The following is a 24,342-nucleotide window of genomic DNA, read 5'->3' on the forward strand; positions in this document are numbered from 1 at the left end:
AACAAGTGCGACCTGGTCGACGACGCAGAACTGCTGGAACTGGTCGAAATGGAAGTCCGCGAACTCCTGTCGAAGTACGAGTTCCCAGGCGACGACCTGCCGATCATCAAGGGTTCGGCACGTATGGCGCTGGAAGGCCAGCCGGGCGAAATGGGCGAAGAGTGCATCGTGCGCCTGGCAGAAGCCCTGGACACCTACATCCCGACCCCGGAACGTGCCGTTGACGGCGCCTTCCTGATGCCGGTGGAAGACGTGTTCTCGATCTCGGGCCGCGGCACCGTCGTGACCGGCCGTGTCGAGCGTGGCGTGATCAAGGTCGGCGAAGAAATCGAGATCGTCGGTATCGTCGACACCGTGAAGACCACCTGCACCGGCGTGGAGATGTTCCGCAAGCTGCTGGACCAGGGTCAGGCAGGCGACAACGTCGGTCTGCTGCTGCGCGGCACCAAGCGTGAAGACGTCCAGCGTGGCCAGGTCCTGGCCAAGCCGGGCTCGATCAAGCCGCACAGCCACTTCACCGGCGAGATCTACGTGCTGTCGAAGGACGAAGGTGGTCGTCACACCCCGTTCTTCAACAACTACCGTCCGCAGTTCTACTTCCGTACCACCGACGTGACTGGCTCGATCGAGCTGCCGGCGGACAAGGAAATGGTCATGCCAGGCGACAACGTGTCGATCACCGTCAAGCTGATCAACCCGATCGCGATGGAAGAAGGCCTGCGTTTCGCAATCCGTGAAGGCGGCCGTACCGTCGGCGCCGGCGTGGTTGCCAAGATCATCGCCTAATTACCAGGTGAGATCGGAAGGGCGTCCTCCGGGACGTCTCTTCCACCCAACGGATGGGGACAGACTTTTTGGTCTGTCCCCATCTGTTTAAGTAGGAAGGGTGATATACTCCCGCCTCTTGAGTAGTACCGAAGCACCTTTTACACATTGCCGGCATACGCCGGAACGTTCTTTTAAAGGAAATAGCATGTCCGCTCCGAACCAGAAAATCCGCATCCGCCTGAAAGCGTTCGACTACAAGCTGATCGACCAGTCCGCTCTGGAAATCGTCGACACCGCCAAGCGCACCGGCGCGGTTGTCAAGGGCCCGGTCCCGCTGCCGACCCGTATCCAGCGTTTCGACGTGCTGCGTTCCCCGCACGTGAACAAGACCTCGCGCGACCAGTTCGAAATCCGTACGCACCAGCGTCTGATGGACATCGTGGACCCGACCGACAAGACCGTTGACGCACTGATGAAGCTGGACCTGCCGGCTGGCGTCGACGTCGAAATCAAGCTGCAGTAATACCGTCTTGGCGCCGGAGGACTTCCTCCGGTGTCCGAAGGCCGGGCATTCGCATCGCGGATGACCCGGCCTTTGCCGTTTACGCGGCCTTCAATCAAGGGCTGCGCTTACCATTTGCAGCCGTGGTCCTTCTTGTCCAGCAGGCTTGCCAGCGGCATGGCGACCAGCGCCAGCAGGCCCAGGCCCTGGAATGCGGTCAGGCAGTCGCGGCGTTTGCCGGAATCGAACTTCTCCCGGAAGCGTTCCCGGCCGGCGTCCGCGCTGCCGGACATGGCTGCCGTGGCGCGGCTTTGCGCTGCTTCCTCGAGCGGCATGCCGCGCACCGAGCGGCGCATGCCTTCGATATCGAGTCTGGGCCCGCCCGCCTGCAAGGGGCCGGATTCCAGCGCATCGGCCACCGGGACATGCGCCGCCAGCGGGGCGGAGGAGGGCGCGCCCGACCTGTCGGCAGGCGCTGCCCGAGCGTCCGCCGGCACGGACAGGAGCGCGATCACTGCCACCAGCACAGGCATCACGGCGCGCGGAAATCGGATCGGTGGTCTCATGGGATAGGCGTGAATGCATGGCTTTCCCCGACTCTAGCCCTCCCGCGCGTCCTTGTGGAAGCGGCACGCGCATTTCATGCCCACCGCATGGAAATCGACGCCAGCCCGCGTTGTCCAGGCGGGAAACGCATGGTCTAATTGGTCTATTGCAATCATGGACCAGGGCCGAACGATGCAGCAACGCCTTTTCCTTTCCCTCTCCCATGTCGCTGCCAAGCTGCGCGCCATGTCCTGGCCGGACCTTGGCGCCTATGCGTTTGCCGCATTCTCTTGCAGCGCCATCGCGATGCTGCTCGCTCCCGCATCGATGAAGCCATTCATTCGCGGTGCAGGTTTCGCCATCGTCCTGATCCTGCTGGCCGCCAAGGACCTCGCCCACGCGCCCGATGCATGGCAGCGGCTGCGCGCCGCCCGCGCCGCGCGCAAGCCGTGGCACGCGCACCTCACCGCACTGCTGCCGCCCGGACTGCCCGGCTTCGCCAAGCTCGACCGCCTGATGTGGACAGGCTGCCTGCGCCGCCTTCGCCGCCAGGCGCCGGCGCCCCGTCCGGACGGCGTCGCCCTGACCTACCTGGAGCGCGGCGCGTACGGCGCCGCGGCCGCCGGGGTCCTCGTCAGTGTGCTGCTCGAGCTGCCGGTGCATGCGATGCTGGTGAACCTGTTCGTCAAGGACGCCGGCAGGCTGGCCATCGTCCATGCGGCCGGCGCCGCGTCGGCCGTGTATGCGCTGGTGTGGGTGCTGGGCGACCGCTGGCATGTCGGGGCGGGGCGGCATGTGCTGACGGAGGATGCGCTCGACCTGCAGGTCGGGGCGAGGACCTCGGGCGTGCTGCCGCTGGCGGCGATCGAAGGCTACGAAGCGGTGAACGACACGCTGCGGGTCTGGCGCCGCCGCCGTGGCGTCGGCAGCGCCGAGACCACGCTGGTGTCGCCGTTCGACAAGCCGAACTGCGTGCTGGTGCTCAAGGCCGATGCGCAGGTGGAGATCCTGCACCATCAGGTGCGCAGGCAGGCGCCGCGCTATGTATTCCTGTACCTGGATCGGCCGGAGCTGCTGGCTGCGCGCCTGCGCCAGCGGTAGCGCAGGCGGAGGCGGAATCAACCCTTGCTGCCGGTCTTCCAGCGCAGCCCGAACCCGAAGTGCCGGTCCATCATCTCATGCGCACTGGTCATGCCCTGCTGCTGGAAATACTCCGCCAGCTTGGTCACCTGCATGCTGCCGCCACGATTCTCGATCAGGGCGATGGCGCACATCATCTGGTTGCCGCCGCCATCCAGCCGCACTTCGATGGGCGCCTGGTCCGGCGCCGCGATCGTCACCACGCCGTCGGTCGCCGCCCAGTTGGGCACGCCCTCGTAGATGAACGAGAAGATCAGCGCGCGCCGGATCCGGTCGAAGCGTTCGCCGTTGATCCACAGGTTCTCGCCACCCGAGGCGGAGCCGGTGCGGTCGTCCGCATCGAGCTTGATGAAGGGATCGCGGTCGAAATCGCCCCAGGCATTGCCGAGCGCCTGCACCAGCCCGCGCCGGCCATCGGCCAGCTCGAACATGCATCCCAGGTCGAGATCGATGCCGCCGCGTCCCTTGCGGCCGGTGGCGCCGGTCAGGCGTTCGAAAAAGCCCGGCTTCGAGGGTGGCGGCGGCGGCGCCAGCGCGGACTGGTTCCAGTTCAGGTTCACGTGGATGCGCCCGAAGCCGCCGCCGCCGGCGCGCTTGTCGAGCGAGACCTTGTCGCCGCGCTTCTCGAGCGTCACCTTGGACAGCGAGACCCGCGCCGGCGCCGCTGAGGGCGCGGGTGTGGGCGTGGAGGCCGGCGCAGGCGTGGACGCCGCGGCCGGCGCCGCCTCGGTGCCGCCGAAATGCGCCAGCAGCGCCGACAGCCCGCCGTTGAATCCCTGGCCGACGGCGCCGAAGCGCCATTGGCCGTCGCGGCGATACAGTTCGGCGAGGATCACGGCTTTCTCGTCGCCGAAATCGCGACCGCTCCAGGCGAAGCGCACGACATTGCCCAGCGTGAGCGCGCTGTCGCCCAGCGCGCGCATGGTCTGCGCGCCGTCGAGCGTCGCCACGAAGACCAGCCTGGCGATGCTTGGGGGCAGCTGGTCGAGCTTGACCGCGAAGCGCGGCGAAGCGGACAGGTCGAGCCGGACCGCGTCGCCCGGGCTGCTCAACTGGTTATAGAACACCATGTAGCGCTCGTCCGACAGCTTGTCCGAGGCATCGAGCCCGAAGCACGAGACGTCGACCGACAGGCCGGGCGCCCGGATGTCGAGGGTGACGTCGAAGGCGTTGCCGCAGCCGAGGTCCGACAGCTTGCCCTTCTGGCCGCGCGAGAAGACATTCATGTGGGTTCTCCTTCCATCGATGGTTTGCGTCCGGCGTCGCCGAACAGGCGCGACTGCTCGACCATCCGTTCCGCCCAGGCCCGGTGCGTCGCGACTTCGCACATGGCATCGTTCATGCGGAACACGGCCGGGCTGGATTCGTCCAGGATCGCCTGCGCCACCGCCAGGTCCTGCGGCCGCACCTGGTAGTGCTGCTCGATCGACGCGATCTGGGTCGGGTGGATCGCGGTCTTGCCGACCATGCCGTAGGCCAGGTCCTCGGTTACCTCCTGGTCGAGCAGCTCGGGCAGGTCGAGGTATTCGAACACCGGCGCCGTCAGCATGAAGCCATACGGGCGGAAGGTGGTCACCAGGCGCGCGATGACGGGGCCGAGCGGGGTGCGGTAGATCGTCATGCCGCGCGGACGGCGCAGTCCGAGCAGGGCCAGCAGGTCGTTGCCGCCGATGCGCAGCGCCAGGATCCGGTGGCGCACGCCGGGCGCTTCGAGCGCGGCGCGCAGCAGGCGCATCTCGGCGTCGTCGAACACCTCGGCCGTCTCCAGGGTCGGCATCAGGACGTGGTCGGTGTCGCGCACCAGGCGGAAGTAGGTCTCGAAGTGTTGCCGCGTGATCTTCGGCAGCACGAAGCCGTCGAGATGCTCCGCGCCGGGCATGGCCAGCACCCGCGCCAGCACTTCGGGGCTGCGCACCCGCACGAAGCGCTGCGTCTCCACTTCGCGCCGCATGTTCGCCAGCACCACCGACAGGTTGAACAATGCCCAGCTCAGGTCGCGGTCCGCCACCGCATCCTCGAGGCAGAAGATGAGCGAGCGCGCCTGCGGAATCCGGTCGCCGTCCGCGATCTCGGACAGGTTCTTGTGATTGGCCGGCACGTACAGCGACGCACCCAGGGTCTTAACCATCCGATGCACTCCTGATCAGGGATACTGCGTGGTAGGGCAGGGCCGGGTCGATCTCGACCGGCACACGTTTCTCTTCCGCCAGCACGGCCAGGTGCGCCACCTCGGGCGCTTGCGCGTCGCGCAGCACCAGCAGGCGCGGTACGCGGCGCAGCAGCACCCGGGTCGCTTCGCCGATGCCCGGCTTGACAAGGTTGATGTCGGCGACGCCGTAGCGCCGCATCGCCCCGTCCAGGTAAGCCTGGGAGCGGACGCGCGCGGCGCGCGCATCGGCCGCCTGCGCATTGGGCTCGCCCGGCGCCTGGGCCAGGGCGAGCCGCACCAGCTCGTCGACGAAGGCCTGCGAGCGGTCGTGCGCGACGAACTGTTCGTAGTAGACGCAGCCATGGAAGTCCTCCGCGCCCATCTGCTCGTCCATCACGGTGCGGCTGACCAGCCCCGACACCGTCGCGTTCAGGATGCTCGACGGGATCAGGTAATCCTCGCTCGAGGCCGCGCACTCGGCCGCGCCGGCGAGGTCGGACAGCACATGCAGCCCGGCGCCCAGCGCCGCTTGGTGTCGCCGGTTGAAGTCGGCGATGGAGGCGGCGAGTTCGCGCGCGATCACGCCTTTCCCGGTCCAGCCGTCGACGAAGACGAGCGACTCCGGACGGTGGCCGCGGGCGAGGATGTGGCGCAGCGCGGCCTGGTCGATGCCGCGGTCGCGCACGATCGAGACCGAGTAATGGGTGGCCTCGCGCCCGAACAGCTCGCGCAGCAGGCGCGCGACCACCACCCCGACCGGGGTGCCGCCGCGCGCCAGCGACACCACCGCCAGCCGGTGCAGGCTGCGCCGGGCAATCAGGGTCGCCAGGCGCAGGCAGTCGCGCGCCATGCGCGCATTGTTGGCGCGGCAGGCCTCGTCGAACACCCGCATGTAGCGTTCCGAGGGAGCCGATTCGGGCGACAGCATCTGGCTGTAGTGGCGTTGCCCGCTCTGGATCAGCTTTTCCTTCTCCTGCACGCCGACGAAGCCGTGCATCGGCAGGCGCCGCAGCAGGAAGGTCACGTCGTCCCGCCGGTAGCTGCCCGAGAAGTTCATAGCGCCCCCACGGTCAGCCCGGCCAGCTGGGTGCCGCGCGGGACGATCGCGTAGTCGCAGGCCGCCATGAAGCGCGCGTCGGAACGGCTGTCGCCCATCCCGAAGGTGACGATCTCGCCATGCTCGGCGCGCAGCCTCGCCGTCACGTGGGCCACCGCATGCGCCTTGTTCAGCGCCGTCGGCAGGATCGCCAGGTTGTTGCCGTTGCGATGGATGAAATAGTCGCGCCGGCCCGACTCGATCCAGGGCCGCACCACTTCCTCCTCGAGCGGGGCCAGGCGGCTGGCGATCTTGTCCGGATCCTTCACGACCAGGAAGAAGGGCGTGCCGTAATCCTCGATCATGCGCGCCCGTCCGCCGTAGCCGGTGCGCGCGCCATGGTCGTCGATGTGGCGCGCCAGCTCCTGCAGGCCGGGCAGGGCGGCCGACATCGCCGTGCGCATGTCTTCCAGCCAGGGGCGGTCGACCGCGCCGCCGGGCTCCAGGACCACGCCGCCGTAGTCGATCACGGCATAGCTGGAGAACGGCAGGTGCACGCGGCGCAGGCCGTCCAGGTCGCGCGCCGTGGTCGGGATCACGGTCATGCCGTCCTGGACGAAGGACAGGAAGGCGCGCTGGGCGCGCGTGGTGTACGAGCACACGCTGCCGTCCTTGTAATAGGCGGCGGCTTCGAGCGCGTCGGCGCCGCGGCACTTCTCGAAGGTCTGGAACAGGGTGTCGTCCAGGTCAGCGAACAGGAACTTCTTCAACAAGATCTCCGGACTGGAAGTGGAACAGGCGTGCGCCCAACAGCGCCGCCAGCTCGCGCAGGGCGGCGTTCGGCGCGGTCTCGTGGCAGACGAACACATGGTCGTACTGCCCGGGCGCGACGTTGTAGAGGAAGTTGGCGATGCCTTCGCCGTAGTTGTCGGGGAAGCCGAGCGCGTGCGACACCGCGCCCCAGGTCAGGATCGGCGAGCGGGTGCTCGACTGCACCCAGGCGGCCACGCCGCGCCGCTCCAGCGCCGCGCCGAGCAGGGTCGAGGCGTGCATGAATTCGCCGGTGCCCAGCACCAGCACGCGCTCGCCCGGCTTGACGCCGGCGGCCAGCCGTTCGGCCAGCGCCTCGGGCGTGCGCACCGGGCCGTCGAGCCCGAGCCGTCCGAAGGCGCTGCTGGCGCCACGGTCCGCGCCCGGGTCGAAACGCTGGGCCACGCCGGCCTGCGGGGCGTGCGCTCCGGGCGCGAAGCGGTATTCGCCCTCGACCAGCGCGCCCAGGGTGACCGGCATGCCGAAGCGCTGCGCCAGGCCGCCGGTCGCGGCGCGTCCCATGAAATTGGTGATGGTGGCCAGGTGCACGTGCCGGATCCCGGGATTCAGGCGCCGGCAGGCCGCGGCCAGGTTGACGAAGGTATTGCCGGTGCTGGCTTCGTCGTCCACCAGCACCAGGGCGCGCGCGCCCAAGAGCAGCGCGCGCAGCGCCGGGTCGTCCGGCAGGTGCAGGAACTGGCGCGGCGCGTGGCTGTGCGCTTCCTCGAATTCGATCAGGGGGCCGCTGCCCACCCGGTAGCGCGTGGTGTGCACGAACAGGGCGGGGTGGCCGGGGTGGCGGCGCTGCCAGGCCTCGAACACGCCCTGGCCCAGGCCGATCGCGGTCTCGGCCATCGCGATGAAGACCAGCGGTCCTTCGGCCGGCGGCACGGTGGCCGCCAGCCGGTCGTGGACCTCCAGCATGGCGCTGGGGCGCGCCGGCCAGTGCTTGCCCAGCACCTTGCTCAGGAACAGGAAGCCGCGTTTCGCGTTGGCGCGCGCCGCGAAGCCGAGCAGCTCGTCCAGTTCCTCGGCGCCGCGTTCGAGGTCGAGGTCGAGGGTCCCGGTGGGGAGGACGATGCTGCGCCGGGCCAGCAGCGCGGCGGTGGAAGGCGCGTTCATCCCAGCTCCATCGCTTCGGCCAGTTCGGCCACCCGGATGCCGTTGCGCACCGGGGCCACCTGCACCTGTCCGTAGCCGTCGGCGAAGCCGCGCAGCGCGATCCAGGGCAGGTTGGGCCCGGCCACGCAGGCCATGCCGATCCCGCCCGACATGCGCGGATTGATTTCCAGCAGGCGCGGCCTGCCGCCGCCCTCGCGGAACTGGACGTTGAACACGCCGTTGAGGCGGTGGCGGCGGGTCAGGCGCTCGGTCGCGTCCAGGATGTCCTGGCGCATGTCGATCAGCTGCCCGCTGCCGGCCTGCGGCGGCTTGCGGCGTACCACCGCGGACACCAGGCGGCCTTCGTCGCCGACGCAGTCGACGCTGTATTCCGGGCCGTCCAGGTATTCCATCAGCAGCATGGTGCGGAACTGGCCCAGTTCACCCAGGCCGCGGCGCAGGTCGTCGCGCCCGATGTGGTATTCGACGCCGGCCAGGAGCAGGGCGGCGCTGCTGCGCTCCTCGTCGACGATGGCGAAGCCCAGCCCATAGATCGAGTGCGAGGGTTTCACGCACAGCTTCGGATGGCGCGCGCGCAGTTCGGCATAGGCCGCGTCGAATTCGGCCAGGTTCTCGAAGCGGCGGAATTCGGCGACCGGCGCCTCCGGCAGCTCGGTATCGGCGTAGAAGCGCGCCTTGTCGTGCAGCAGTTGCAGGGTGGAGCCCGTTGCCGCGCTCAGCACCCGCGTGCCGATGTCGGCGAAGCGCGCATGCTCGCCCGCCAGCGCGGTCGCCTCGCGCCCCGGCACGAAGATGTCGATGGCGTGCTTGCGGCAGAAGGCCAGGCACCAGTCGAGGTAGGCCTCGCGATCCAGGCCCGTCGGTTCGGTATGGAACTCGTGGGCCAGGCGCGCCGCCGGCGCGTGGCGGCTGGGGTTGCTGTGGACGATGGTGAAACGGCCTTCGGTATCGGCTTGGCGAATCAGCTTGATCGCAGTGTAGACGGACGAGAATGTCCTGTTGTACCAGACACGCATGCAGAGTTCCAGGTGAAGATGCCGGACAGGCCCGCGCCGGGCGCGGGCCGGAATGCTTAGACGTTGACGCCGAACGAACGCGCCAGCGGCCCGAGGCCGCCATTGAAACCCTGGCCGACCGCGCGGAACTTCCATTCCGTGTTGTGGCGGTACAGTTCGCCGAAGATCATCGCGGTTTCGGTCGAGCTGTCCTCGGACAGGTCGTAGCGTGCGATCTCGGCTTCGCCGGCGGCGTTCAGGCAGCGGATGTAGGCCTTGCCGACCATGCCGAAATTCTGGCGCCGCGCGTCGGCATCGTGGATGGTGACGCAGAACGAGATCTTGTCGATCTCGGCGGGGACGGCGGCCAGGTCGACCGAGATCTTCTCGTCGTCGCCCGCGCCCATGCCGGTGGTGTTGTCGCCCGCATGGACGACCGAGCCATCGCCGGATTTCAGGTTGTTATAGAAGATGAAGTCGGTGTCGCCACGAACCTTGGCGTCGTTCTTGAGCAGAAAGGCGCTACCGTCCAGGTCGAACGCCGCGCCATCGGTGGAGCGCGGATCCCAGCCCAGGCCGATGATGACCTTGGTCAGGCCGGGTGCTTCCTTGCTGAGGCTGACGTTCCCGCCTTTTTGCAAACTGATTGCCATACGAACTCCTTTCTATCGGGGTTAAAACGAGTCGATGCAGTCGCCGCAGACGGCGCGCATCGCACCAACTATAGGCTGTTATTGCTCAATTGTACATAACCGGGATTTCACATTGCTTCGAGAGAACTCGTGTGTACACGTTGCCCACTTTTAACATTCAGGTAATAATGCCTCTCGAGGAGGCAGGATGGCAACAATGAAGCAGGTGGCGCAGCGCGCCGGGGTATCGACCTCCACGGTGTCCCATGTGATCAACAATACGCGGGCCGTGAGCGAGGATGTGCGGACCCGGGTGCTGGCCGTGATCGACGAGATGCACTACATCCCGAGCGCCGTGGCCCGCAGCCTCAAGAACGACAAGACCCGCACCATCGGCGTGTCCGTTCCCGACAATACCAACCCCGGCTTTGCCGAACTGCTGCGCGGCATCGAGGATGCCGCCTTCGAGGTCGGCTACACCATCATGCTGGGCAACGGCTACGAGGATCCGCAGCGCCAGGCGGCCCACCTGCGCAGCCTGATCGAGAAGCGCATCGACGGCCTGGTGCTGGTGGCCGGCGCGGCGCGCGACGAACTGGCCCCGCTGCTGGCGGCGCAGCGCGTGCCGATCGTGCTGGCGGACCACGACATCGCCGCCGTCGACACCGACTTCATCGGCCTCGATCACGAGCAGACCGGCTACCTGGCCACCCGCCACCTGGTGGAACTGGGCCACCGGCGCATCGCCTGCATCGCCGGGCCCCGGGCCCAGCCGGCGGGGCAGGAACGCCTGGCCGGCGTCCGGCGCGCGCTGGCCGAAGCCGGGCTGCAGCTCGACCCCGCCCATCTCGTGCACGGCGAGCCGGACTGCGAAGGCGGGCACGATGCGGCGCGCGCGCTGCTGGCGCTGGCGCTGCCGCCCACCGCGCTGTTCGCCTGCAACGACCTGATGGCGCTGGGGGCGCTGTGCGCGGCCCAGGAAGCCGGCGTCGCGGTGCCCGGCCAGCTGTCGGTGGTCGGCGCCGACGACCTCGGCATGGCGGCCTTCGCCATGCCGCGCCTGACCACGGTGGCCCAGCCGACCTATGCGATGGGGCGCCGCCTCACCGCGCTCCTGATCGACCGCATCGGCGGCGGCTCCCTGCCGCGCCATCGCGAGCGCCTGCCGGGCAGGCTGGTGGTGCGCCAGTCCTCGGGCCGGCCGCAGGAGCACGAGGTGCTCGCGCCAACCGGTACCTAGGCGGCTTCCCGCTCGTCCCCATCGCCCCTGCTGTCGTTCCCGGCAGGGTGCTGTGCCTGGACGGCGCGCGCCTCGGCCAGGTGCACGGTCTGGGCCGGCAGCGCCAGGCGGATGCCGCGCGCGGCCAGCATGCCCACCAGCTCCAGGTAGATTTCCTGCTGCACGTCCATGAACACGCGGTAATCCGGGCTGTTGACGAAGTAGACCACCTCGTACTCGAAGGACGGCGCCCTCAGCCCGCAGAAGTGGGCGCGGTCGAAGCGCACCTGGGGCTGGGCGGTGACGATGCCCTCGACCAGCCCGGCCAGTGCGCGCAGTTCGGCTTCCGGCGTGTCGTGGCTGACGCCGAAGCGGAACACCACGCGCCGCGTTTCCATGCGGCGCAGGTTGTGGATGCGGCTCTTGAGCAGGTCGTTGTTCGAGAACACGATCTGTTCGCCTCCCAGGCTGCGTACCCGGGTGGTCTTCAGGCCCACATATTCCACCGTTCCCATGGCGTCGCCGACGATGATGAAGTCGCCGATCACGAAGGGCTTGTCGAGCACGATCGACAGCGAGGCGAACAGGTCGCCGAGGATGTTCTGCATCGCCAGCGCGACCGCGATGCCGCCGATCCCCAGGCTGGCCACCAGGGTCGTGATGTTGACGCCGAGGTTGTCGAGGATCATGAGCATGACGACCACCCACAGCGTCACCCGCGCGATGAAGCCGATCGCGGCCGACGAGGTGGCGCGGCCCGGATCGTCCTCGCGTTGCGCGCGGTAGCAGGCGAGCCAGGCCCGCAGGGCGCGGTCGCCCCAGATCGCGCACTGGATCAGGCTGGCGGCAATCGCCGCGCGCGTCACGAACAGCTGCGCCCGCTCCGGCAGCGCCAGCAGGCTGGCGCCGGCATACAGGCCGAGGATCACCAGCACCGCCAGCCTGGTCGACGACAGGGCGGCCACGGCGACATCGTCCAGGCGGGTGGTGGTGCGCGCGGCCAGCGCTCCCAGGCGCCGGACCGCAATCGACTTGATGGCGTCCAGCCCCAGCGCGACGGCCAGCGCCGCCACCAGCGCGACCAGCCAGTCGGCCACCGGGTTGCCCAGAATGATGTAGTTCATCGTGATTTCCTTCTATATGGTCAGCCCGGCGCCCAGGCGGCGGAACGTTCGTCCGCCAGCGCTGCAGTGGAGCCGGGCTCGGGAGAGAGGGGCGGGCCGGGAAACCTTCGTTCCGGCGCGCCATGTTCATGGTTGGCGATCGGGGGCGTCGCCCGCGAAATGCATTTGTACAATAGCATTGCATTTCGACATCGACAACCCGCGCACGATTGCCTTGCCGGGCTGCCGCCAGCGGGGATGCGAGAAAAAATACTGCGCGATGAAAAAACCTATTGCAAAACACCAAGCGGGCTTCGTATAATGCGGCTCCCCGGGCGGTTAGTTCAGCTGGTTAGAATACTTGGTCGACATCCAAGGGGTCGCAGGTTCGAATCCTGCACCGCCCACCAGACTTCCATATCGCAAGCCCCTTAGGCTTGCAGAGAAAAGGTGCAGAGGTGTGCCTTTTCTGTGCTGACCAGCCAGGTCAGATTTCTTCGCTCTCTCCATGAACTGCGGAAAACGCAACAGGCCGGATTGACCTCCGATTATCTTGTTGCGCCGTTGCCGTTTGCACGCTATACTAGCCGGCTTCGGTATGGGCGCGTCTTTTTTTGCCCGTACTTTTTTAGTAGTTCAACTACCCCCGCCCAATCGTAGGTGGGAATGGAGAAAAAATGAGCCTGGGCCTCCTCGGTCGCAAGGTTGGCATGATGCGTATCTTTACGGATGACGGTGATTCGATCCCTGTCACCGTGCTGGACGTGTCGAACAACCGTGTTGCGCAAGTCAAAACTCCTGAAACTGACGGTTATACCGCTGTTCAGGTCGTGTTCGGTCAGCGTCGCGCTTCCCGCGTGAACAAAGCCGCCGCCGGTCACTACGCCAAAGCTGGCGTCGAAGCCGGTACGGTGCTGAAAGAATTCCGCATCGATTCCGCCAAAGCCGCTGAACTCAAAGCCGGTGACACCGTCAACGTGTCCCTGTTCGAAGTCGGCCAGAAAATCGACGTGCAAGGCACCTCGATCGGTAAAGGCTACGCCGGTACCATCAAGCGTTACAACTTCTCGTCGGGTCGTGCGACCCACGGTAACTCGCGCTCGCACAACGTGCCGGGTTCGATCGGTATGGCGCAGGATCCGGGTCGCGTGTTCCCGGGCAAGCGCATGACCGGTCACATGGGTGACGTCACTGTCACCACCCAGAACCTGGAAATCGCCCGCATCGACGCCGAGCGCCAGCTGCTGCTGGTCAAGGGTGCCGTGCCTGGTGCGAAGAACGGCCACGTGGTCGTCAAGCCAGCCGTCAAAACCAAAGCACAGAAAGGAGCTTAAACGATGGAACTGAAGCTTCTGAATGAGCAAGGTCAAGCCGGCTCGAACGTTGACGCCGCCGACACCGTGTTCGGCCGTGAGTACAACGAAGCCCTGATTCACCAGGTCGTGGTCGCCTACGCTGCAAACGCACGTAGCGGTAACCGCAAGCAGAAAGACCGTGAAGAAGTCAGCCACACCACCAAGAAGCCATGGCGCCAGAAAGGCACCGGCCGCGCTCGTGCTGGTATGTCGTCGTCGCCACTGTGGCGCGGCGGTGGTCGCATCTTCCCGAACAGCCCTGACGAGAACTTCTCGCACAAGGTCAACAAGAAGATGTATCGCGCAGGTATCTGCTCGATCTTCTCGCAGCTGGCCCGCGAAGGCCGCCTGAGCGTGGTGGAAAGCCTGTCGATCGACGCGCCGAAAACCAAGCTGCTGTCGCAAAAGCTGCAGGGCATGGGCCTGGAATCGGTCCTGGTCATCACCGACACCATCGAAGAAAACCTGCAACTGGCCTCGCGCAACCTGCCTAACGTGCTGGTCGTTGAGCCGAAGCATGCTGACCCGATGTCGCTGGTGTTCTACAAGAAAGTCCTGGTCACGAAAGCTGCTCTGGCCAAGATCGAGGAGTTGTACGCATGAGCGCCGCAATCAAATTTAGCGAAGAGCGCCTGATGAAGGTGCTGCTGGCTCCGGTCATTTCCGAGAAGGCTACCTTCGTCGCGGAAAAGAACGAGCAGATCGTGTTCAAGGTCCTGCCTGACGCGACCAAGCCAGAAATCAAAGCTGCCGTCGAACTGCTGTTCAAGGTCGAAGTGGAATCGGTCCAGACCGTGAACCGCGAAGGCAAGCAAAAGCGTTCGGGCCGTTTCACCGGCCGTCGCAACCACACCAAGCGTGCTTTCGTGTGCCTGAAGCCTGGCCAGGAAATCAATTTTGTCGAGGAGGCTAAATAATGGCACTCGTTAAGATGAAGCCAACCTCCCCAGGCCGTCGCGGCATGGTGAAAGTTGTGACCGAAGGCCTGTTCAAGGGCCGTCCGTTCGCAGCACTGGTTGAGAAGAAATCGAAGACTGCTGGCCGTAACAACAACGGCCACATCACCACCCGCCACATCGGCGGTGGTCACAAGCATCACTACCGCCTGGTTGACTTCAAGCGCAACAAGGACGGCATCCCGGCAAAGGTCGAGCGTATCGAATACGACCCGAACCGTACCGCGCACATCGCACTGGTGTGCTACGCGGACGGCGAGCGTCAGTACATCATCGCCACCAAGGGCATGGCTGTCGGCGACACCGTCATGAACGGCGCGGAAGCACCGATCAAGTCGGGTAACTGCCTGCCGATCCGCAACATCCCGGTCGGTACCGTGATGAACTGCGTCGAAATGCTGCCAGGTAAAGGCGCACAGATGGCCCGCACCGCCGGCGCCGCTGTCGTGCTGATGGCCCGTGAAGGCACCTACGCCCAGGTTCGCCTGCGCTCGGGTGAAGTGCGCCGCGTGCACATCGAGTGCCGCGCCACCGTGGGTGAAGTCGGCAATGCCGAGCACAGCCTGCGCAAGATCGGTAAAGCCGGTGCGATGCGTTGGCGCGGTGTGCGTCCGACCGTCCGCGGTGTCGTCATGAACCCGATCGACCACCCGCACGGTGGTGGTGAAGGTCGTACGGCAGCCGGTCGTCATCCGGTGTCGCCATGGGGCCAGCAGACCAAGGGCAAGAAGACGCGTTCGAACAAGCGCACTTCGTCGATGATCGTCTCGCGCCGCGGCAAGAAATAAGGGATAACACATGACTCGTTCATTGAAAAAAGGGCCGTTCATTGACGCCCACCTGGTGAAAAAAGTCGAAGCCGCGCAAGCGACCAAAGACAAGAAGCCAGTCAAAACCTGGTCGCGCCGCTCGACGATCACTCCGGACTTCATCGGTCTGACGATCGCTGTCCACAACGGCAAGCTGCACGTGCCGGTGTATGTGTCGGAGAACATGGTCGGCCACAAGCTCGGCGAATTCGCGCTGACCCGTACGTTCAAGGGCCACGCCGCTGACAAGAAGGCGAAAAAATAATGGAAACTAAAGCTATCCTCAAAGGCGTGCGCCTGTCGGAACAAAAGGGCCGCCTGGTGGCGGACCTGATCCGTGGCAAGAAAGTTGACGCAGCACTCAACATTCTGCAGTTCAGCCCGAAGAAGGGCGCGACCATCATCAAGAAGGTTCTGGAGTCCGCAATCGCGAACGCCGAGCACAATGATGGCGCCGACATCGACGAGCTGAAGGTCACCCAGATCTACGTTGAAAAGGGCCCGATCCTCAAGCGCTTTACGGCACGTGCCAAAGGCCGCGGCGATCGCATTTCGAAACAATCCTGTCACATCTTCGTGACTGTCGGTAACTAAGGGGTCATACGATGGGTCAGAAAATCCACCCAACCGGCTTCCGCCTGGCGGTCACCCGTAACTGGGCATCGCGCTGGTACGCTGGCAACGGCAACTTCGCCGAGATGCTGAAGGAAGACCTGGAAGCGCGCGCCTTCCTGAAAAAGAAGCTGAAGAACGCTTCGGTCGGCCGCATCGTCATCGAGCGTCCTGCCAAGAACGCACGCTTCACGATCTACAGCTCGCGTCCGGGCGTCGTGATCGGCAAGAAGGGCGAAGACATCGAAGTGCTGAAGTCGTCGCTGACCAAGATCATGGGCGTGCCTGTGCACGTCAATATCGAAGAGATCCGCAAGCCGGAAATCGACTCGCAGCTGATCGCCGACTCGATCTCGCAGCAGCTCGAAAAGCGCATCATGTTCCGCCGCGCGATGAAGCGCGCCATGCAGAACGCAATGCGCCTGGGCGCTGTCGGCATCAAGATCATGTCGTCGGGCCGCCTGAACGGCATCGAAATCGCACGTACCGAATGGTACCGTGAAGGCCGTGTGCCTCTGCACACCCTGCGCGCCGATATCGACTACGGCACCAGCGAAGCTTCGACCACCTACGGCATCATCGGCGTCAAGGTCTGGGTCTACAAGGGCGACCGCTCCCCAACGGGCGAAGCACCTGTGATCGACGTCCCGGCCGACGAGAAGAAGCCACGCGGCCCGCGCCGCGATGATGGCAAGCCGGGCGGCCGTCCGCGCCCAGGCGCCAAACCAGGAACCGCTCCAGCCGGTCGCCGCGCTGCCAAGCCGGCCGCAGCTGAGAAAGCAGGAGAATAAGCATGCTGCAGCCATCCCGCAGAAAGTATCGTAAAGAGCAGAAGGGCCGTAACACCGGCATTTCGCACACCCGCGGCACCGCTGTGTCGTTCGGCGAATTCGGTCTGAAGGCAGTTGCCCGCGGCCGTATCACCGCACGCCAGATCGAAGCAGCCCGTCGTGCGATGACCCGTCACATCAAGCGTGGCGGCCGTATCTGGATCCGTATCTTCCCGGACAAGCCGATTTCGAACAAGCCGGCTGAAGTCCGTATGGGTAACGGTAAGGGTAACCCGGAGTACTACGTCGCTGAAATCCAGCCAGGCAAAGTCCTGTACGAGATGGACGGCGTCGCTGAAGAACTGGCGCGCGAAGCGTTCCGCCTGGCCGCTGCCAAACTGCCACTGGCAACCACCTTCGTGGTGCGCCAGGTCGGCCAATAACAGGAGTTGAATATGAAAGCATCGGAACTCCGCGGCAAGGACCAGGAAGCGCTGCAGAAGGAGCTGAACGAGCTGCTGAAGGCCCAGTTCGGCCTGCGCATGCAAGTCGCTACCCAGCAGCTCGGTAACACCGCGCAGCTCAAGAAAGTACGTCGCGATATCGCGCGTGTGAAGACTGTGATGAACCAGAAGGAAGCCAAATGAACGACACCACTAAAACGGCGCTGAAGCGTACGCTGGTCGGCAAAGTCGTGTCCGACAAAATGGACAAGACGGTGACCGTGCTGATCGAGCGTCACGTCAAGCACCCGCTGTACGGCAAGATCATCGTGCGCTCGAACAAGTATCACGCGCACGACGAGACCAACCAGGCCAAGACCGGCGACACGGTCGAGATCGCGGAAGGTCGTCCGATCTCGAAGACGAAGGCGTGGACCGTGACCCGTGTTGTGCAGGTAGCACAGGTACTGTAAGTCTCAAAAAATTTGTCTTGCGTGGCCCGCTGGTATTGTGTGATACTAGCGGGCTTCGTTCATGTGTTGCCGCAGTTTGTCCCCCTCGGTAACTGCGGCCTGTAACGAAAGTTATTGGAAAGTCCAATCACCCAATCGTCATGCTCCAGCAGGGGCGTGCCGGCGGGACCAAGACTGACCGCAGGCCCACGGTTTCCGTGGGGTTTCTTCGGCTTAAGTTGGGAAAGAAAATACTATGATTCAAACTGAAAGCCGGCTCGAAGTAGCCGACAATACCGGTGCGAAAGAAGTACTGTGCATTAAGGTATTGGGCGGCTCCAAGCGCCGTTATGCGAGCATTGGCGACGTCATCAAAGTCACCGTCAAAGTCGCGGCGCCTCGTGGCCGTGTCAAAAAAGGTGAAATTTACAACGCTGTGGTTGTGCGTACCGCCAAGGGTGTGCGCCGCCAAGACGGCTCCCTGGTGAAGTTCGACGGCAACGCCGCTGTCCTGCTGAACAACAAGCTGGAGCCGATCGGTACCCGTATCTTTGGACCTGTCACCCGCGAACTGCGGACTGAGAAGTTCATGAAGATCGTGTCCCTGGCACCTGAAGTTCTGTAAGGAGTCGCAATGGATAAGATTCGTAAAAACGACGAAGTCATCGTTCTGGCCGGGAAAGACAAGGGCAAGCGTGGCGTCGTTCAGCAGCGTGTTGACGCTGAACACGTCATCGTCGAAGGCGTTAACGTTGCCAAGAAGGCGACCAAGCCGAACCCGATGACCGGTGTTACTGGTGGTATCGTCGACAAGACTATGCCGATTCACGTGTCGAACGTCGCTCTGTTTAACGCAGCGACCGGCAAAGCAGACCGCGTGGGCTTCAAGGATGTGGACGGTAAAAAAGTCCGCGTCTTCAAGTCGAACGGCGAAGTAGTGAAGGGGTAAGAACAATGGCCCGTCTCCAACAGATTTACAAAGAAAAAGTCGTCGCCGAGCTGACCGAGAAATTCGGTTACAAATCGGTGATGGAAGTGCCGCGCCTGACCAAGATCACCCTGAACATGGGTCTCTCGGAAGCCGTCGCTGACAAGAAGATCATCGAGCACGCAACTGGCGACCTGACCAAGATCGCCGGCCAGAAGCCGGTCGTGACCAAGGCTCGCAAGGCAATCGCAGGTTTCAAGATCCGCGAAGGCTACCCGATCGGCACGATGGTGACCCTGCGCGGCGCCCGCATGTACGAATTCCTGGACCGTTTCATCACCGTGGCCCTGCCGCGCGTGCGTGACTTCCGTGGCGTGAATGGCCGTTCGTTCGATGGTCGTGGCAACTACAACATCGGCGTCAAAGAGCAGATCATCTTCCCGGAAATCGATTACGACAAGATCGATGCGCTGCGTGGCATGAACATCTCGATCACCACCACCGCTAAGAGCGACGAAGAAGCCAAAGCGCTGCTCGCCGCCTTCAAATTCCCGTTCAGGAACTAAGAGCATGGCAAAACTTGCACTGATTAACCGCGAACAGAAGCGTGCAGACCTGGTGGAGAAATTCGCCGCAAAGCGTGCCGCTCTGAAAGCGATCATCGACGACCAATCGAAGTCGGAAGAAGAACGTTACGAAGCGCGCCTGAAGCTGCAGGCTCTGCCGCGCAACTCGGCCCCGACCCGCCAGCGTAACCGCTGCGCCATCACCGGCCGTCCACGTGGAACTTTCCGTAAATTCGGTCTGGCCCGCACCAAACTCCGCGAATTCGCCATGAAAGGCGAAATCCCGGGTATGACCAAAGCTAGCTGGTAATAGGAGAACAAGCAATGAGTATGAGCGATCCTATCGCCGATATGCTGACCCGCATTCGCAACGCCCAAGGCGTCCAGAAGACCACGGTTGCAATGCCGTCGTCCAAAGTCAAGGTTGCAATTGCCAACGTCCTGAAGGACGAGGGTTACATTGAAGATTTCGCCGTGTCCACCGATGGTGGCAAGTCGGAACTGAAAATCGGTTTGAAGTATTACACCGGCCGTCCGGTCATCGAGCGCCTCGAGCGCGTGTCCCGTCCTGGCCTGCGCATCTACAAGGGCAAGGATGAAATCCCGTCGGTCATGAATGGCCTCGGCGTGGCAATCGTCTCGACCCCGAAGGGCGTGATGACCGACCGCAAAGCACGTGCTACCGGTGTCGGTGGCGAAGTGATTTGCTACGTGGCTTAAGGAGTAGACGATGTCTCGAGTAGCTAAGATGCCAATCGCCGTCCCGGCCGGTACCGATGTCGCGATCAACGCGTCGTCGATCACCGTCAAGGGCCCGCTGGGCACCCTGACCCAGGCCCTGAACGGCCTGGTCAAAGTAGAAAACAACAACGGCACGCTGACCTTCGACGTGGTGGACGATTCGCGTGAATCGAACGCCATGTCGGGCACCCTGCGCGCCCTGGTCAACAACATGGTGACCGGCGTGACCAAGGGCTTCGAGAAGAAGCTGAACCTGGTCGGCGTGGGCTACAAGGCAGCTGTGCAGGGCAACGCCCTGAACCTGTCGCTGGGCTTCTCGCACCCGGTGCTGCACGCGATGCCGGAAGGCGTCACTGCAACCACCCCGACCCCGACCGAAATCCTGATCAAGGGTATCGATCGCCAGAAGGTCGGCCAGGTGGCTGCTGAAGTGCGCGCTTACCGCTCGCCTGAGCCTTACAAGGGCAAGGGTGTCCGCTATGCGGACGAAGTGGTGAAGCTTAAAGAAACCAAGAAGAAATAATCGGAGCTGACGATGGACAAGAAAGAATCGCGTCTGCGTCGCGGACGTCAAACCCGCATCAAGATCGCCCAGCTGGGCGTGAACCGTCTGTCGGTTCACCGCACCAACCTGCACATCTATGCGAACCTGATCAGCCCGGACGCAAAGGTGCTGGTGTCGGCTTCGACGCTGGAAGCGGAAGTGCGCGCCGAACTGGCCGGCAAGACCGGCGGCGGCGGCAACGCTGCCGCGGCTGCCCTGGTTGGCAAGCGCGTCGCCGAGAAGGCACTGAAAGCAGGAATCACCGAAGTTGCGTTCGACCGCTCGGGTTTCCGTTACCACGGCCGTGTGAAGGCGCTGGCGGAAGCCGCGCGTGAAGCCGGTCTGAAGTTCTAAGGAAGAATCGTCATGGCAAAAATGCAAGCGAAAATGGCAAGCGACAAGCCGGATGATGGCATGCGCGAGAAAATGATCGCGATCAACCGCGTGACCAAGGTGGTCAAGGGTGGTCGTATCATGGGTTTTGCAGCGCTGACCGTTGTCGGTGACGGCGATGGCCGCATCGGCATGGGCAAAGGCAAGTCGAAGGAAGTTCCTGTCGGCGTGCAAAAAGCGATGGAAGAAGCCCGCCGCAACCTGATCAAGGTCCCGCTCAAGAACGGCACCCTGCACCACACCGTGACCGGCCGCCACGGCGCCTCGCGCGTGATGATGTCGCCGGCCAAGCCTGGTACCGGCGTGATCGCAGGTGGCGCAATGCGCGCAATCTTCGAAGTCATGGGCGTGACCGACGTGGTCGCCAAGTCGACCGGCTCCTCGAACCCGTACAACCTGGTTCGTGCGACCCTCGACGGTCTGGCAAAAATGAGCACTCCGGCTGACATCGCTGCCAAGCGCGGCAAGTCGGTTGAAGACATCCTGGGTTAAGGGGAACAAACATGGCAAACACTGTCAAAGTTCAGCTCGTCAAGGGCCTGATCGGTACCCGTCAGGATCACCGTGCCACCGTGCGCGGCCTGGGTCTGCGTCGTGTCAACTCGGTTTCCGAGCTGCAGGACACCCCGTCCGTGCGTGGCATGATCAACAAAGTCGCGTACCTCGTTAAAGTTGTCTCGTAAGCCTCGGCTTGCGAACGGAGAAATCAATGGAACTCAATACCATTCAACCAGCTGACGGCGCCAAGCACTACAAGCGCCGCGTCGGCCGCGGTATCGGCTCCGGCCTGGGCAAGACCGCCGGTCGCGGTCACAAAGGTCAGAAGTCGCGTTCGGGCGGCTTCCACAAGGTCGGTTTCGAAGGCGGCCAGATGCCGCTGCAGCGCCGTCTGCCGAAGCGTGGCTTCAAGTCGCTGAACGCTACGTTCAAGGCTGAAGTGCGCCTGTCGGACCTGAACAACCTGGCTGTCGGCGAAATCGACATCCTGGTGCTCAAGCAGGCAGGTATCCTGCCGGTCCTGGCACGTGACGTCCGCGTCATCCTGTCCGGCGAAGTCACCAAAGCGGTGACTCTCAAGGGCCTGAAAGTGACCGCCGGCGCGAAAGCGGCGATCGAAGCAGCTGGCGGCTCGGTCGCGTAAAGCGACCGCTGCCTGATCGGAGCAAAAATTGGCGACTAATTCACAACTTGGTAAAAGCGCCGCGTCCGGCTTCCCCTGGGGTCGGCTGTGGTTTTTGCTTGGCGCATTGGTCGTATACCGCATCGGTGCTCATATCCCGGTCCCCGGGATTGACCCGGTGCAGCTGGCAGCACTGTTCAAGCAGAACGAGGGCGGCATCCTGGGCATGTTCAACATGTTCTCGGGCGGCGCCCTGTCCCGCTTTACCGTGTTCGCGCTCGGCATCATGCCCTACATTTCGGCTTCGATCATTATGCAGCTCGCATCGATGGTCTCGCCGCAACTGGAGGCGCTGAAGAAGGAAGGCGAATCGGGCCGCCGCAAGATCACCCAGTACACCCGTTACTTCACGGTTGCACTGGCCTTGTTCCAGGCGTTCGGTATCGCGGTCGCGCTCGAGGCGCAGCCGGGACTCGTGCTCGATCCGGGCATGGGCTTCCGCTTCGTTACCGTGACGACCCTCCTGACCGGCACCATGTTCCTCATGTGGCTGGGCGAGCAGATCACCGAGCGTGGTCTTGGCAACGGCATCTCGATCATCATCTTCGCCGGTATCGCAGCCGGTCTGCCCTCGGCGCTCGGTGGCCTGTTCACCCTGGTGTCGAACGGTTCGATCAGCAGCTTCGCCGCGATCCTGATCGTGGTCCTGGTGGCGGCAGTGACCTACGCAGTCGTGTTCGTTGAACGCGGCCAGCGCAAGATCCTGGTCAACTACGCCAAACGCCAGGTCGGTAACAAGATCTACGGTGGCCAGACCAGCCACCTGCCGCTGAAGTTGAACATGGCTGGCGTGATCCCGCCGATCTTCGCTTCGTCGATCATCCTGTTCCCGGCAACGATCGTCGACTGGTTCACGCGTGGCAAGGATACCAACAGCCCCGTCATCGGGTTCCTGAAGGATCTGGCCGCATCGCTTGGACCAGGCGAACCGATCCACGCGTTGCTGTATGCGGTGGCGATCGTGTTTTTCTGCTTCTTCTACACCGCGCTGGTATTTAACAGCAAGGAGACGGCGGACAACTTGAAGAAGAGCGGTGCGTTTGTTCCGGGCATTCGTCCGGGCGAGCAGACTGCACGCTATATCGACAAGATCCTGATGCGCCTGACCCTGGCCGGTGCAGTCTATATCACCCTGGTGTGCCTGGTGCCGGAGTTCATGCAGTCGCAGTGGAAAGTTCCTTTCTACTTTGGCGGCACGTCGCTCCTGATCATCGTGGTGGTGACGATGGACTTCATGGCACAAGTGCAGAACTACGTCATGTCGCAGCAATATGATTCGCTGCTGCGCAAGGCAAACTTCAAGGGCGGAATTCCGACGCGATAAGCGGGGAGTGCATAGACCGAATGGCAAAAGACGACGTCATCCAAATGCAAGGGGAGATCCTCGAGAATCTCCCGAATGCGACATTTCGCGTAAAGCTGGAAAACGGGCACGTGGTGCTGGGGCATATCTCGGGTAAAATGCGGATGAATTACATCCGCATTCTCCCGGGCGACAAGGTAACGGTGGAGTTGACTCCGTACGATTTGTCCCGGGCCCGCATTGTGTTCCGCACCAAGTAAAAAATCATCAAAGTAAACGAACCGAAGAGAGTGCAAAATGAAAGTTAACGCTTCAGTCAAGCGGATCTGCCGCAACTGCAAGATCATCAAGCGCAAGGGCGTGGTCCGTGTGATCTGCGTCGAGCCGCGTCACAAGCAGCGTCAAGGTTAATTTCGAGGAATAACGAATGGCACGTATTGCAGGGGTTAACATCCCAAATCATCAGCACACTGTTATCGGCCTGACGGCGATCTACGGTGTTGGCCGTCCGCGTTCGCAGAAAATCTGCGACGCAACCGGTATCCCGACCAACAAAAAGGTTAAGGACCTGGACGATAACGAACTCGAGAAGCTGCGCGACGAAGTTGCGAAGTTTGTCGTGGAAGGCGACCTGCGCCGCGAACTGTCCATGAACATCAAGCGTCTGATGGACCTGGGTTGCTACCGCGGCATGCGTCACCGCAAGGGCCTGCCGGTCCGCGGTCAGCGTACCCGTACCAATGCTCGTACCCGCAAAGGTCCGCGCAAGGCCGCTCAATCGCTCAAGAAATAATCTAGGAACCGACCATGGCTAAGCAACAAAGCAGCGCAGCAGCAGCTCGCGTGCGCAAGAAAGTCAAGAAGAACGTCGCCGAGGGCATCGCTCACGTGCACGCGTCCTTCAACAACACGATCATCACGATCACCGACCGTCAGGGCAATGCCCTGTCGTGGGCAACCTCCGGCGGCGCCGGCTTCAAGGGCTCGCGCAAGTCGACCCCGTTCGCAGCGCAGGTTGCTGCTGAAGCTGCTGGCAAAGTCGCGCAGGAATCGGGCGTGAAGAACCTGGAAGTGCGTATCAAGGGCCCAGGCCCGGGCCGCGAGTCGGCTGTGCGTGCTCTGAACAACCTGGGCATCAAGATCACCGAAATCCAGGACGTGACCCCGGTTCCGCACAACGGCTGCCGTCCGCCGAAGCGTCGTCGTATCTAATACGGTCCTGGCGGGCAGGGGACAGGCCTCGGAAGCGAGGGCTGGACTCTGCCGCC

Annotated in this window: 38 protein-coding genes and 1 tRNA gene; 30 read left to right on the forward strand and 9 right to left on the reverse strand. The window is 63.7% G+C overall.

The genetic code is table 11. From position 1 onward, the window contains the following. A partial coding sequence (locus H162_RS0122040) for an elongation factor Tu (RefSeq protein ID WP_020655664.1) occupies positions 1–786 on the forward strand: 786 nt, incomplete at its 5' end. A gap of 187 nt (positions 787–973) precedes the next feature. Continuing rightward, positions 974–1,291: a 30S ribosomal protein S10 gene (rpsJ, locus tag H162_RS0122045; RefSeq protein WP_005663509.1), complete on the forward strand. Its 318-nt coding sequence runs from the start codon at positions 974–976 to the stop codon at positions 1,289–1,291. 107 nt (positions 1,292–1,398) lie between these two features. Here the strand turns inward: rpsJ and H162_RS0122050 are convergent, their stop codons facing one another. Further along, positions 1,399–1,836, reverse strand: a complete 438-nt coding sequence (locus H162_RS0122050) for a hypothetical protein (protein WP_156885749.1) — start codon at positions 1,834–1,836, stop codon at positions 1,399–1,401. A 172-nt stretch (positions 1,837–2,008) separates the two neighbouring features. Here H162_RS0122050 and H162_RS0122060 point away from each other — a divergent pair, with 172 nt between their 5' ends. Continuing rightward, on the forward strand, positions 2,009–2,917 hold the full coding sequence (locus tag H162_RS0122060) for a hypothetical protein (protein ID WP_020655667.1): 909 nt from the start codon (positions 2,009–2,011) through the stop codon (positions 2,915–2,917). 17 nt (positions 2,918–2,934) lie between these two features. Here the strand turns inward: H162_RS0122060 and H162_RS0122065 are convergent, their stop codons facing one another. Genes H162_RS0122065 through H162_RS0122095 form a run of 7 tightly spaced genes read right to left on the reverse strand, consistent with a single transcriptional unit; the run spans position 2,935 to position 9,721 of the window. Then, positions 2,935–4,182, reverse strand: a complete 1,248-nt coding sequence (locus H162_RS0122065; RefSeq protein ID WP_020655668.1) for a TerD family protein — start codon at positions 4,180–4,182, stop codon at positions 2,935–2,937. Beyond that, positions 4,179–5,084 carry an HpcH/HpaI aldolase/citrate lyase family protein gene (locus tag H162_RS0122070; RefSeq protein WP_020655669.1) on the reverse strand — a complete coding sequence of 302 codons (906 nt, stop codon included), beginning with the start codon at positions 5,082–5,084 and terminating at the stop codon, positions 4,179–4,181. The genes H162_RS0122065 and H162_RS0122070 overlap by 4 nt, the downstream gene beginning before the upstream one ends. Continuing rightward, entirely contained in the window at positions 5,077–6,162 is a 1,086-nt protein-coding gene (locus H162_RS0122075; RefSeq protein ID WP_020655670.1) for a cysteine protease StiP family protein, read from the reverse strand. The genes H162_RS0122070 and H162_RS0122075 overlap by 8 nt, the downstream gene beginning before the upstream one ends. After that, positions 6,159–6,911 (reverse strand): HAD family hydrolase, encoded by a 753-nt coding sequence (locus tag H162_RS0122080; protein ID WP_020655671.1) that lies wholly within the window; start codon positions 6,909–6,911, stop codon positions 6,159–6,161. Before H162_RS0122080 ends, H162_RS0122075 begins: the two co-directional genes overlap by 4 nt. After that, entirely contained in the window at positions 6,889–8,073 is a 1,185-nt protein-coding gene (locus H162_RS0122085; protein WP_020655672.1) for a phosphoribosyltransferase domain-containing protein, read from the reverse strand. Before H162_RS0122085 ends, H162_RS0122080 begins: the two co-directional genes overlap by 23 nt. Further along, positions 8,070–9,089 (reverse strand): ATP-grasp domain-containing protein, encoded by a 1,020-nt coding sequence (locus H162_RS0122090; RefSeq protein WP_020655673.1) that lies wholly within the window; start codon positions 9,087–9,089, stop codon positions 8,070–8,072. The genes H162_RS0122085 and H162_RS0122090 overlap by 4 nt, the downstream gene beginning before the upstream one ends. 56 nt (positions 9,090–9,145) lie before the next feature. Next, positions 9,146–9,721, reverse strand: coding sequence for a TerD family protein (locus tag H162_RS0122095; protein WP_020655674.1), 576 nt, complete (start codon positions 9,719–9,721; stop codon positions 9,146–9,148). A gap of 187 nt (positions 9,722–9,908) precedes the next feature. Between H162_RS0122095 and H162_RS31575 the strand changes: the two genes are divergently transcribed. Continuing rightward, a complete protein-coding gene (locus tag H162_RS31575; protein ID WP_229452190.1) occupies positions 9,909–10,940 on the forward strand; it encodes a LacI family DNA-binding transcriptional regulator in 1,032 nt (343 codons plus the stop codon). Here H162_RS31575 and H162_RS0122105 read toward each other — a convergent pair. Next, positions 10,937–12,043 carry a mechanosensitive ion channel family protein gene (locus H162_RS0122105; protein ID WP_020655676.1) on the reverse strand — a complete coding sequence of 369 codons (1,107 nt, stop codon included), beginning with the start codon at positions 12,041–12,043 and terminating at the stop codon, positions 10,937–10,939. The two genes, H162_RS31575 and H162_RS0122105, sit on opposite strands and share 4 nt — an antisense overlap. A gap of 312 nt (positions 12,044–12,355) precedes the next feature. Between H162_RS0122105 and H162_RS0122110 the strand changes: the two genes are divergently transcribed. The 26 genes from H162_RS0122110 to rpsK all read left to right on the forward strand — a co-directional run bounded on the left by H162_RS0122110 (position 12,356) and on the right by rpsK (position 24,286). After that, positions 12,356–12,432 (forward strand) — tRNA-Val (locus H162_RS0122110). 267 nt (positions 12,433–12,699) lie between these two features. After that, positions 12,700–13,356 carry a 50S ribosomal protein L3 gene (gene rplC, locus H162_RS0122115; protein WP_020655677.1) on the forward strand — a complete coding sequence of 219 codons (657 nt, stop codon included), beginning with the start codon at positions 12,700–12,702 and terminating at the stop codon, positions 13,354–13,356. Positions 13,357–13,359: 3 nt separating this feature from the next. Continuing rightward, positions 13,360–13,980, forward strand: coding sequence for a 50S ribosomal protein L4 (gene rplD, locus H162_RS0122120; protein WP_020655678.1), 621 nt, complete (start codon positions 13,360–13,362; stop codon positions 13,978–13,980). Beyond that, complete coding sequence (rplW, locus tag H162_RS0122125; protein WP_020655679.1) at positions 13,977–14,294, forward strand: 50S ribosomal protein L23; 318 nt, start codon at positions 13,977–13,979, stop codon at positions 14,292–14,294. Before rplD ends, rplW begins: the two co-directional genes overlap by 4 nt. Continuing rightward, on the forward strand, positions 14,294–15,121 hold the full coding sequence (rplB, locus tag H162_RS0122130) for a 50S ribosomal protein L2 (protein WP_026354941.1): 828 nt from the start codon (positions 14,294–14,296) through the stop codon (positions 15,119–15,121). Before rplW ends, rplB begins: the two co-directional genes overlap by 1 nt. A 10-nt stretch (positions 15,122–15,131) precedes the next feature. Then, positions 15,132–15,407: a 30S ribosomal protein S19 gene (gene rpsS / locus H162_RS0122135; protein ID WP_026354942.1), complete on the forward strand. Its 276-nt coding sequence runs from the start codon at positions 15,132–15,134 to the stop codon at positions 15,405–15,407. Beyond that, positions 15,404–15,736 (forward strand): 50S ribosomal protein L22, encoded by a 333-nt coding sequence (gene rplV / locus H162_RS0122140; protein ID WP_211223736.1) that lies wholly within the window; start codon positions 15,404–15,406, stop codon positions 15,734–15,736. The genes rpsS and rplV overlap by 4 nt, the downstream gene beginning before the upstream one ends. Positions 15,737–15,747: 11 nt before the next feature. Next, positions 15,748–16,545 (forward strand): 30S ribosomal protein S3, encoded by a 798-nt coding sequence (rpsC, locus tag H162_RS0122145; protein ID WP_020655683.1) that lies wholly within the window; start codon positions 15,748–15,750, stop codon positions 16,543–16,545. 2 nt (positions 16,546–16,547) lie between these two features. Then, entirely contained in the window at positions 16,548–16,967 is a 420-nt protein-coding gene (gene rplP / locus H162_RS0122150) for a 50S ribosomal protein L16 (RefSeq protein WP_005663456.1), read from the forward strand. A gap of 12 nt (positions 16,968–16,979) precedes the next feature. After that, on the forward strand, positions 16,980–17,171 hold the full coding sequence (rpmC, locus tag H162_RS0122155; protein WP_005663455.1) for a 50S ribosomal protein L29: 192 nt from the start codon (positions 16,980–16,982) through the stop codon (positions 17,169–17,171). Then, positions 17,168–17,440, forward strand: a complete 273-nt coding sequence (rpsQ, locus tag H162_RS0122160; RefSeq protein WP_020655684.1) for a 30S ribosomal protein S17 — start codon at positions 17,168–17,170, stop codon at positions 17,438–17,440. The genes rpmC and rpsQ overlap by 4 nt, the downstream gene beginning before the upstream one ends. Positions 17,441–17,675: 235 nt before the next feature. Then, positions 17,676–18,044 (forward strand): 50S ribosomal protein L14, encoded by a 369-nt coding sequence (gene rplN, locus H162_RS0122165; protein ID WP_020655685.1) that lies wholly within the window; start codon positions 17,676–17,678, stop codon positions 18,042–18,044. Positions 18,045–18,053: 9 nt separating this feature from the next. After that, complete coding sequence (gene rplX, locus H162_RS0122170) at positions 18,054–18,368, forward strand: 50S ribosomal protein L24 (protein ID WP_020655686.1); 315 nt, start codon at positions 18,054–18,056, stop codon at positions 18,366–18,368. A 5-nt stretch (positions 18,369–18,373) separates the two neighbouring features. Then, positions 18,374–18,913: a 50S ribosomal protein L5 gene (gene rplE, locus H162_RS0122175; RefSeq protein ID WP_020655687.1), complete on the forward strand. Its 540-nt coding sequence runs from the start codon at positions 18,374–18,376 to the stop codon at positions 18,911–18,913. A gap of 4 nt (positions 18,914–18,917) precedes the next feature. Further along, complete coding sequence (gene rpsN, locus H162_RS0122180; protein ID WP_020655688.1) at positions 18,918–19,223, forward strand: 30S ribosomal protein S14; 306 nt, start codon at positions 18,918–18,920, stop codon at positions 19,221–19,223. 14 nt (positions 19,224–19,237) lie between these two features. Next, complete coding sequence (gene rpsH / locus H162_RS0122185) at positions 19,238–19,633, forward strand: 30S ribosomal protein S8 (protein ID WP_020655689.1); 396 nt, start codon at positions 19,238–19,240, stop codon at positions 19,631–19,633. 10 nt (positions 19,634–19,643) lie between these two features. Next, the gene (gene rplF, locus H162_RS0122190; RefSeq protein WP_026354943.1) at positions 19,644–20,177 is read left to right on the forward strand and encodes a 50S ribosomal protein L6; all 534 of its coding nucleotides are present in this window, start codon (positions 19,644–19,646) and stop codon (positions 20,175–20,177) included. 12 nt (positions 20,178–20,189) lie between these two features. Next, entirely contained in the window at positions 20,190–20,552 is a 363-nt protein-coding gene (gene rplR, locus H162_RS0122195; RefSeq protein WP_020655691.1) for a 50S ribosomal protein L18, read from the forward strand. Positions 20,553–20,564: 12 nt separating this feature from the next. Then, a complete protein-coding gene (gene rpsE / locus H162_RS0122200) occupies positions 20,565–21,083 on the forward strand; it encodes a 30S ribosomal protein S5 (protein WP_026354944.1) in 519 nt (172 codons plus the stop codon). Positions 21,084–21,094: 11 nt separating this feature from the next. Beyond that, complete coding sequence (gene rpmD / locus H162_RS0122205) at positions 21,095–21,274, forward strand: 50S ribosomal protein L30 (RefSeq protein WP_020655693.1); 180 nt, start codon at positions 21,095–21,097, stop codon at positions 21,272–21,274. A 26-nt stretch (positions 21,275–21,300) separates the two neighbouring features. Beyond that, positions 21,301–21,732 carry a 50S ribosomal protein L15 gene (rplO, locus tag H162_RS0122210; RefSeq protein WP_020655694.1) on the forward strand — a complete coding sequence of 144 codons (432 nt, stop codon included), beginning with the start codon at positions 21,301–21,303 and terminating at the stop codon, positions 21,730–21,732. A 28-nt stretch (positions 21,733–21,760) separates the two neighbouring features. Continuing rightward, a complete protein-coding gene (gene secY / locus H162_RS0122215; protein WP_026354945.1) occupies positions 21,761–23,095 on the forward strand; it encodes a preprotein translocase subunit SecY in 1,335 nt (444 codons plus the stop codon). A gap of 20 nt (positions 23,096–23,115) precedes the next feature. Further along, entirely contained in the window at positions 23,116–23,334 is a 219-nt protein-coding gene (gene infA, locus H162_RS0122220; protein ID WP_005663428.1) for a translation initiation factor IF-1, read from the forward strand. 37 nt (positions 23,335–23,371) lie between these two features. After that, entirely contained in the window at positions 23,372–23,485 is a 114-nt protein-coding gene (gene rpmJ / locus H162_RS33455) for a 50S ribosomal protein L36 (RefSeq protein ID WP_005663407.1), read from the forward strand. 16 nt (positions 23,486–23,501) lie between these two features. Next, positions 23,502–23,867, forward strand: a complete 366-nt coding sequence (gene rpsM / locus H162_RS0122225; RefSeq protein ID WP_020655696.1) for a 30S ribosomal protein S13 — start codon at positions 23,502–23,504, stop codon at positions 23,865–23,867. A gap of 14 nt (positions 23,868–23,881) precedes the next feature. Further along, a complete protein-coding gene (gene rpsK, locus H162_RS0122230) occupies positions 23,882–24,286 on the forward strand; it encodes a 30S ribosomal protein S11 (protein WP_005663404.1) in 405 nt (134 codons plus the stop codon). The last annotated feature ends 56 nt before the right edge of the window (positions 24,287–24,342 follow it).

The sequence above is a fragment of the Massilia niastensis DSM 21313 genome (genome assembly GCF_000382345.1).
Taxonomy (GTDB): Bacteria; Pseudomonadota; Gammaproteobacteria; order Burkholderiales; family Burkholderiaceae_D; genus Telluria; species Telluria niastensis.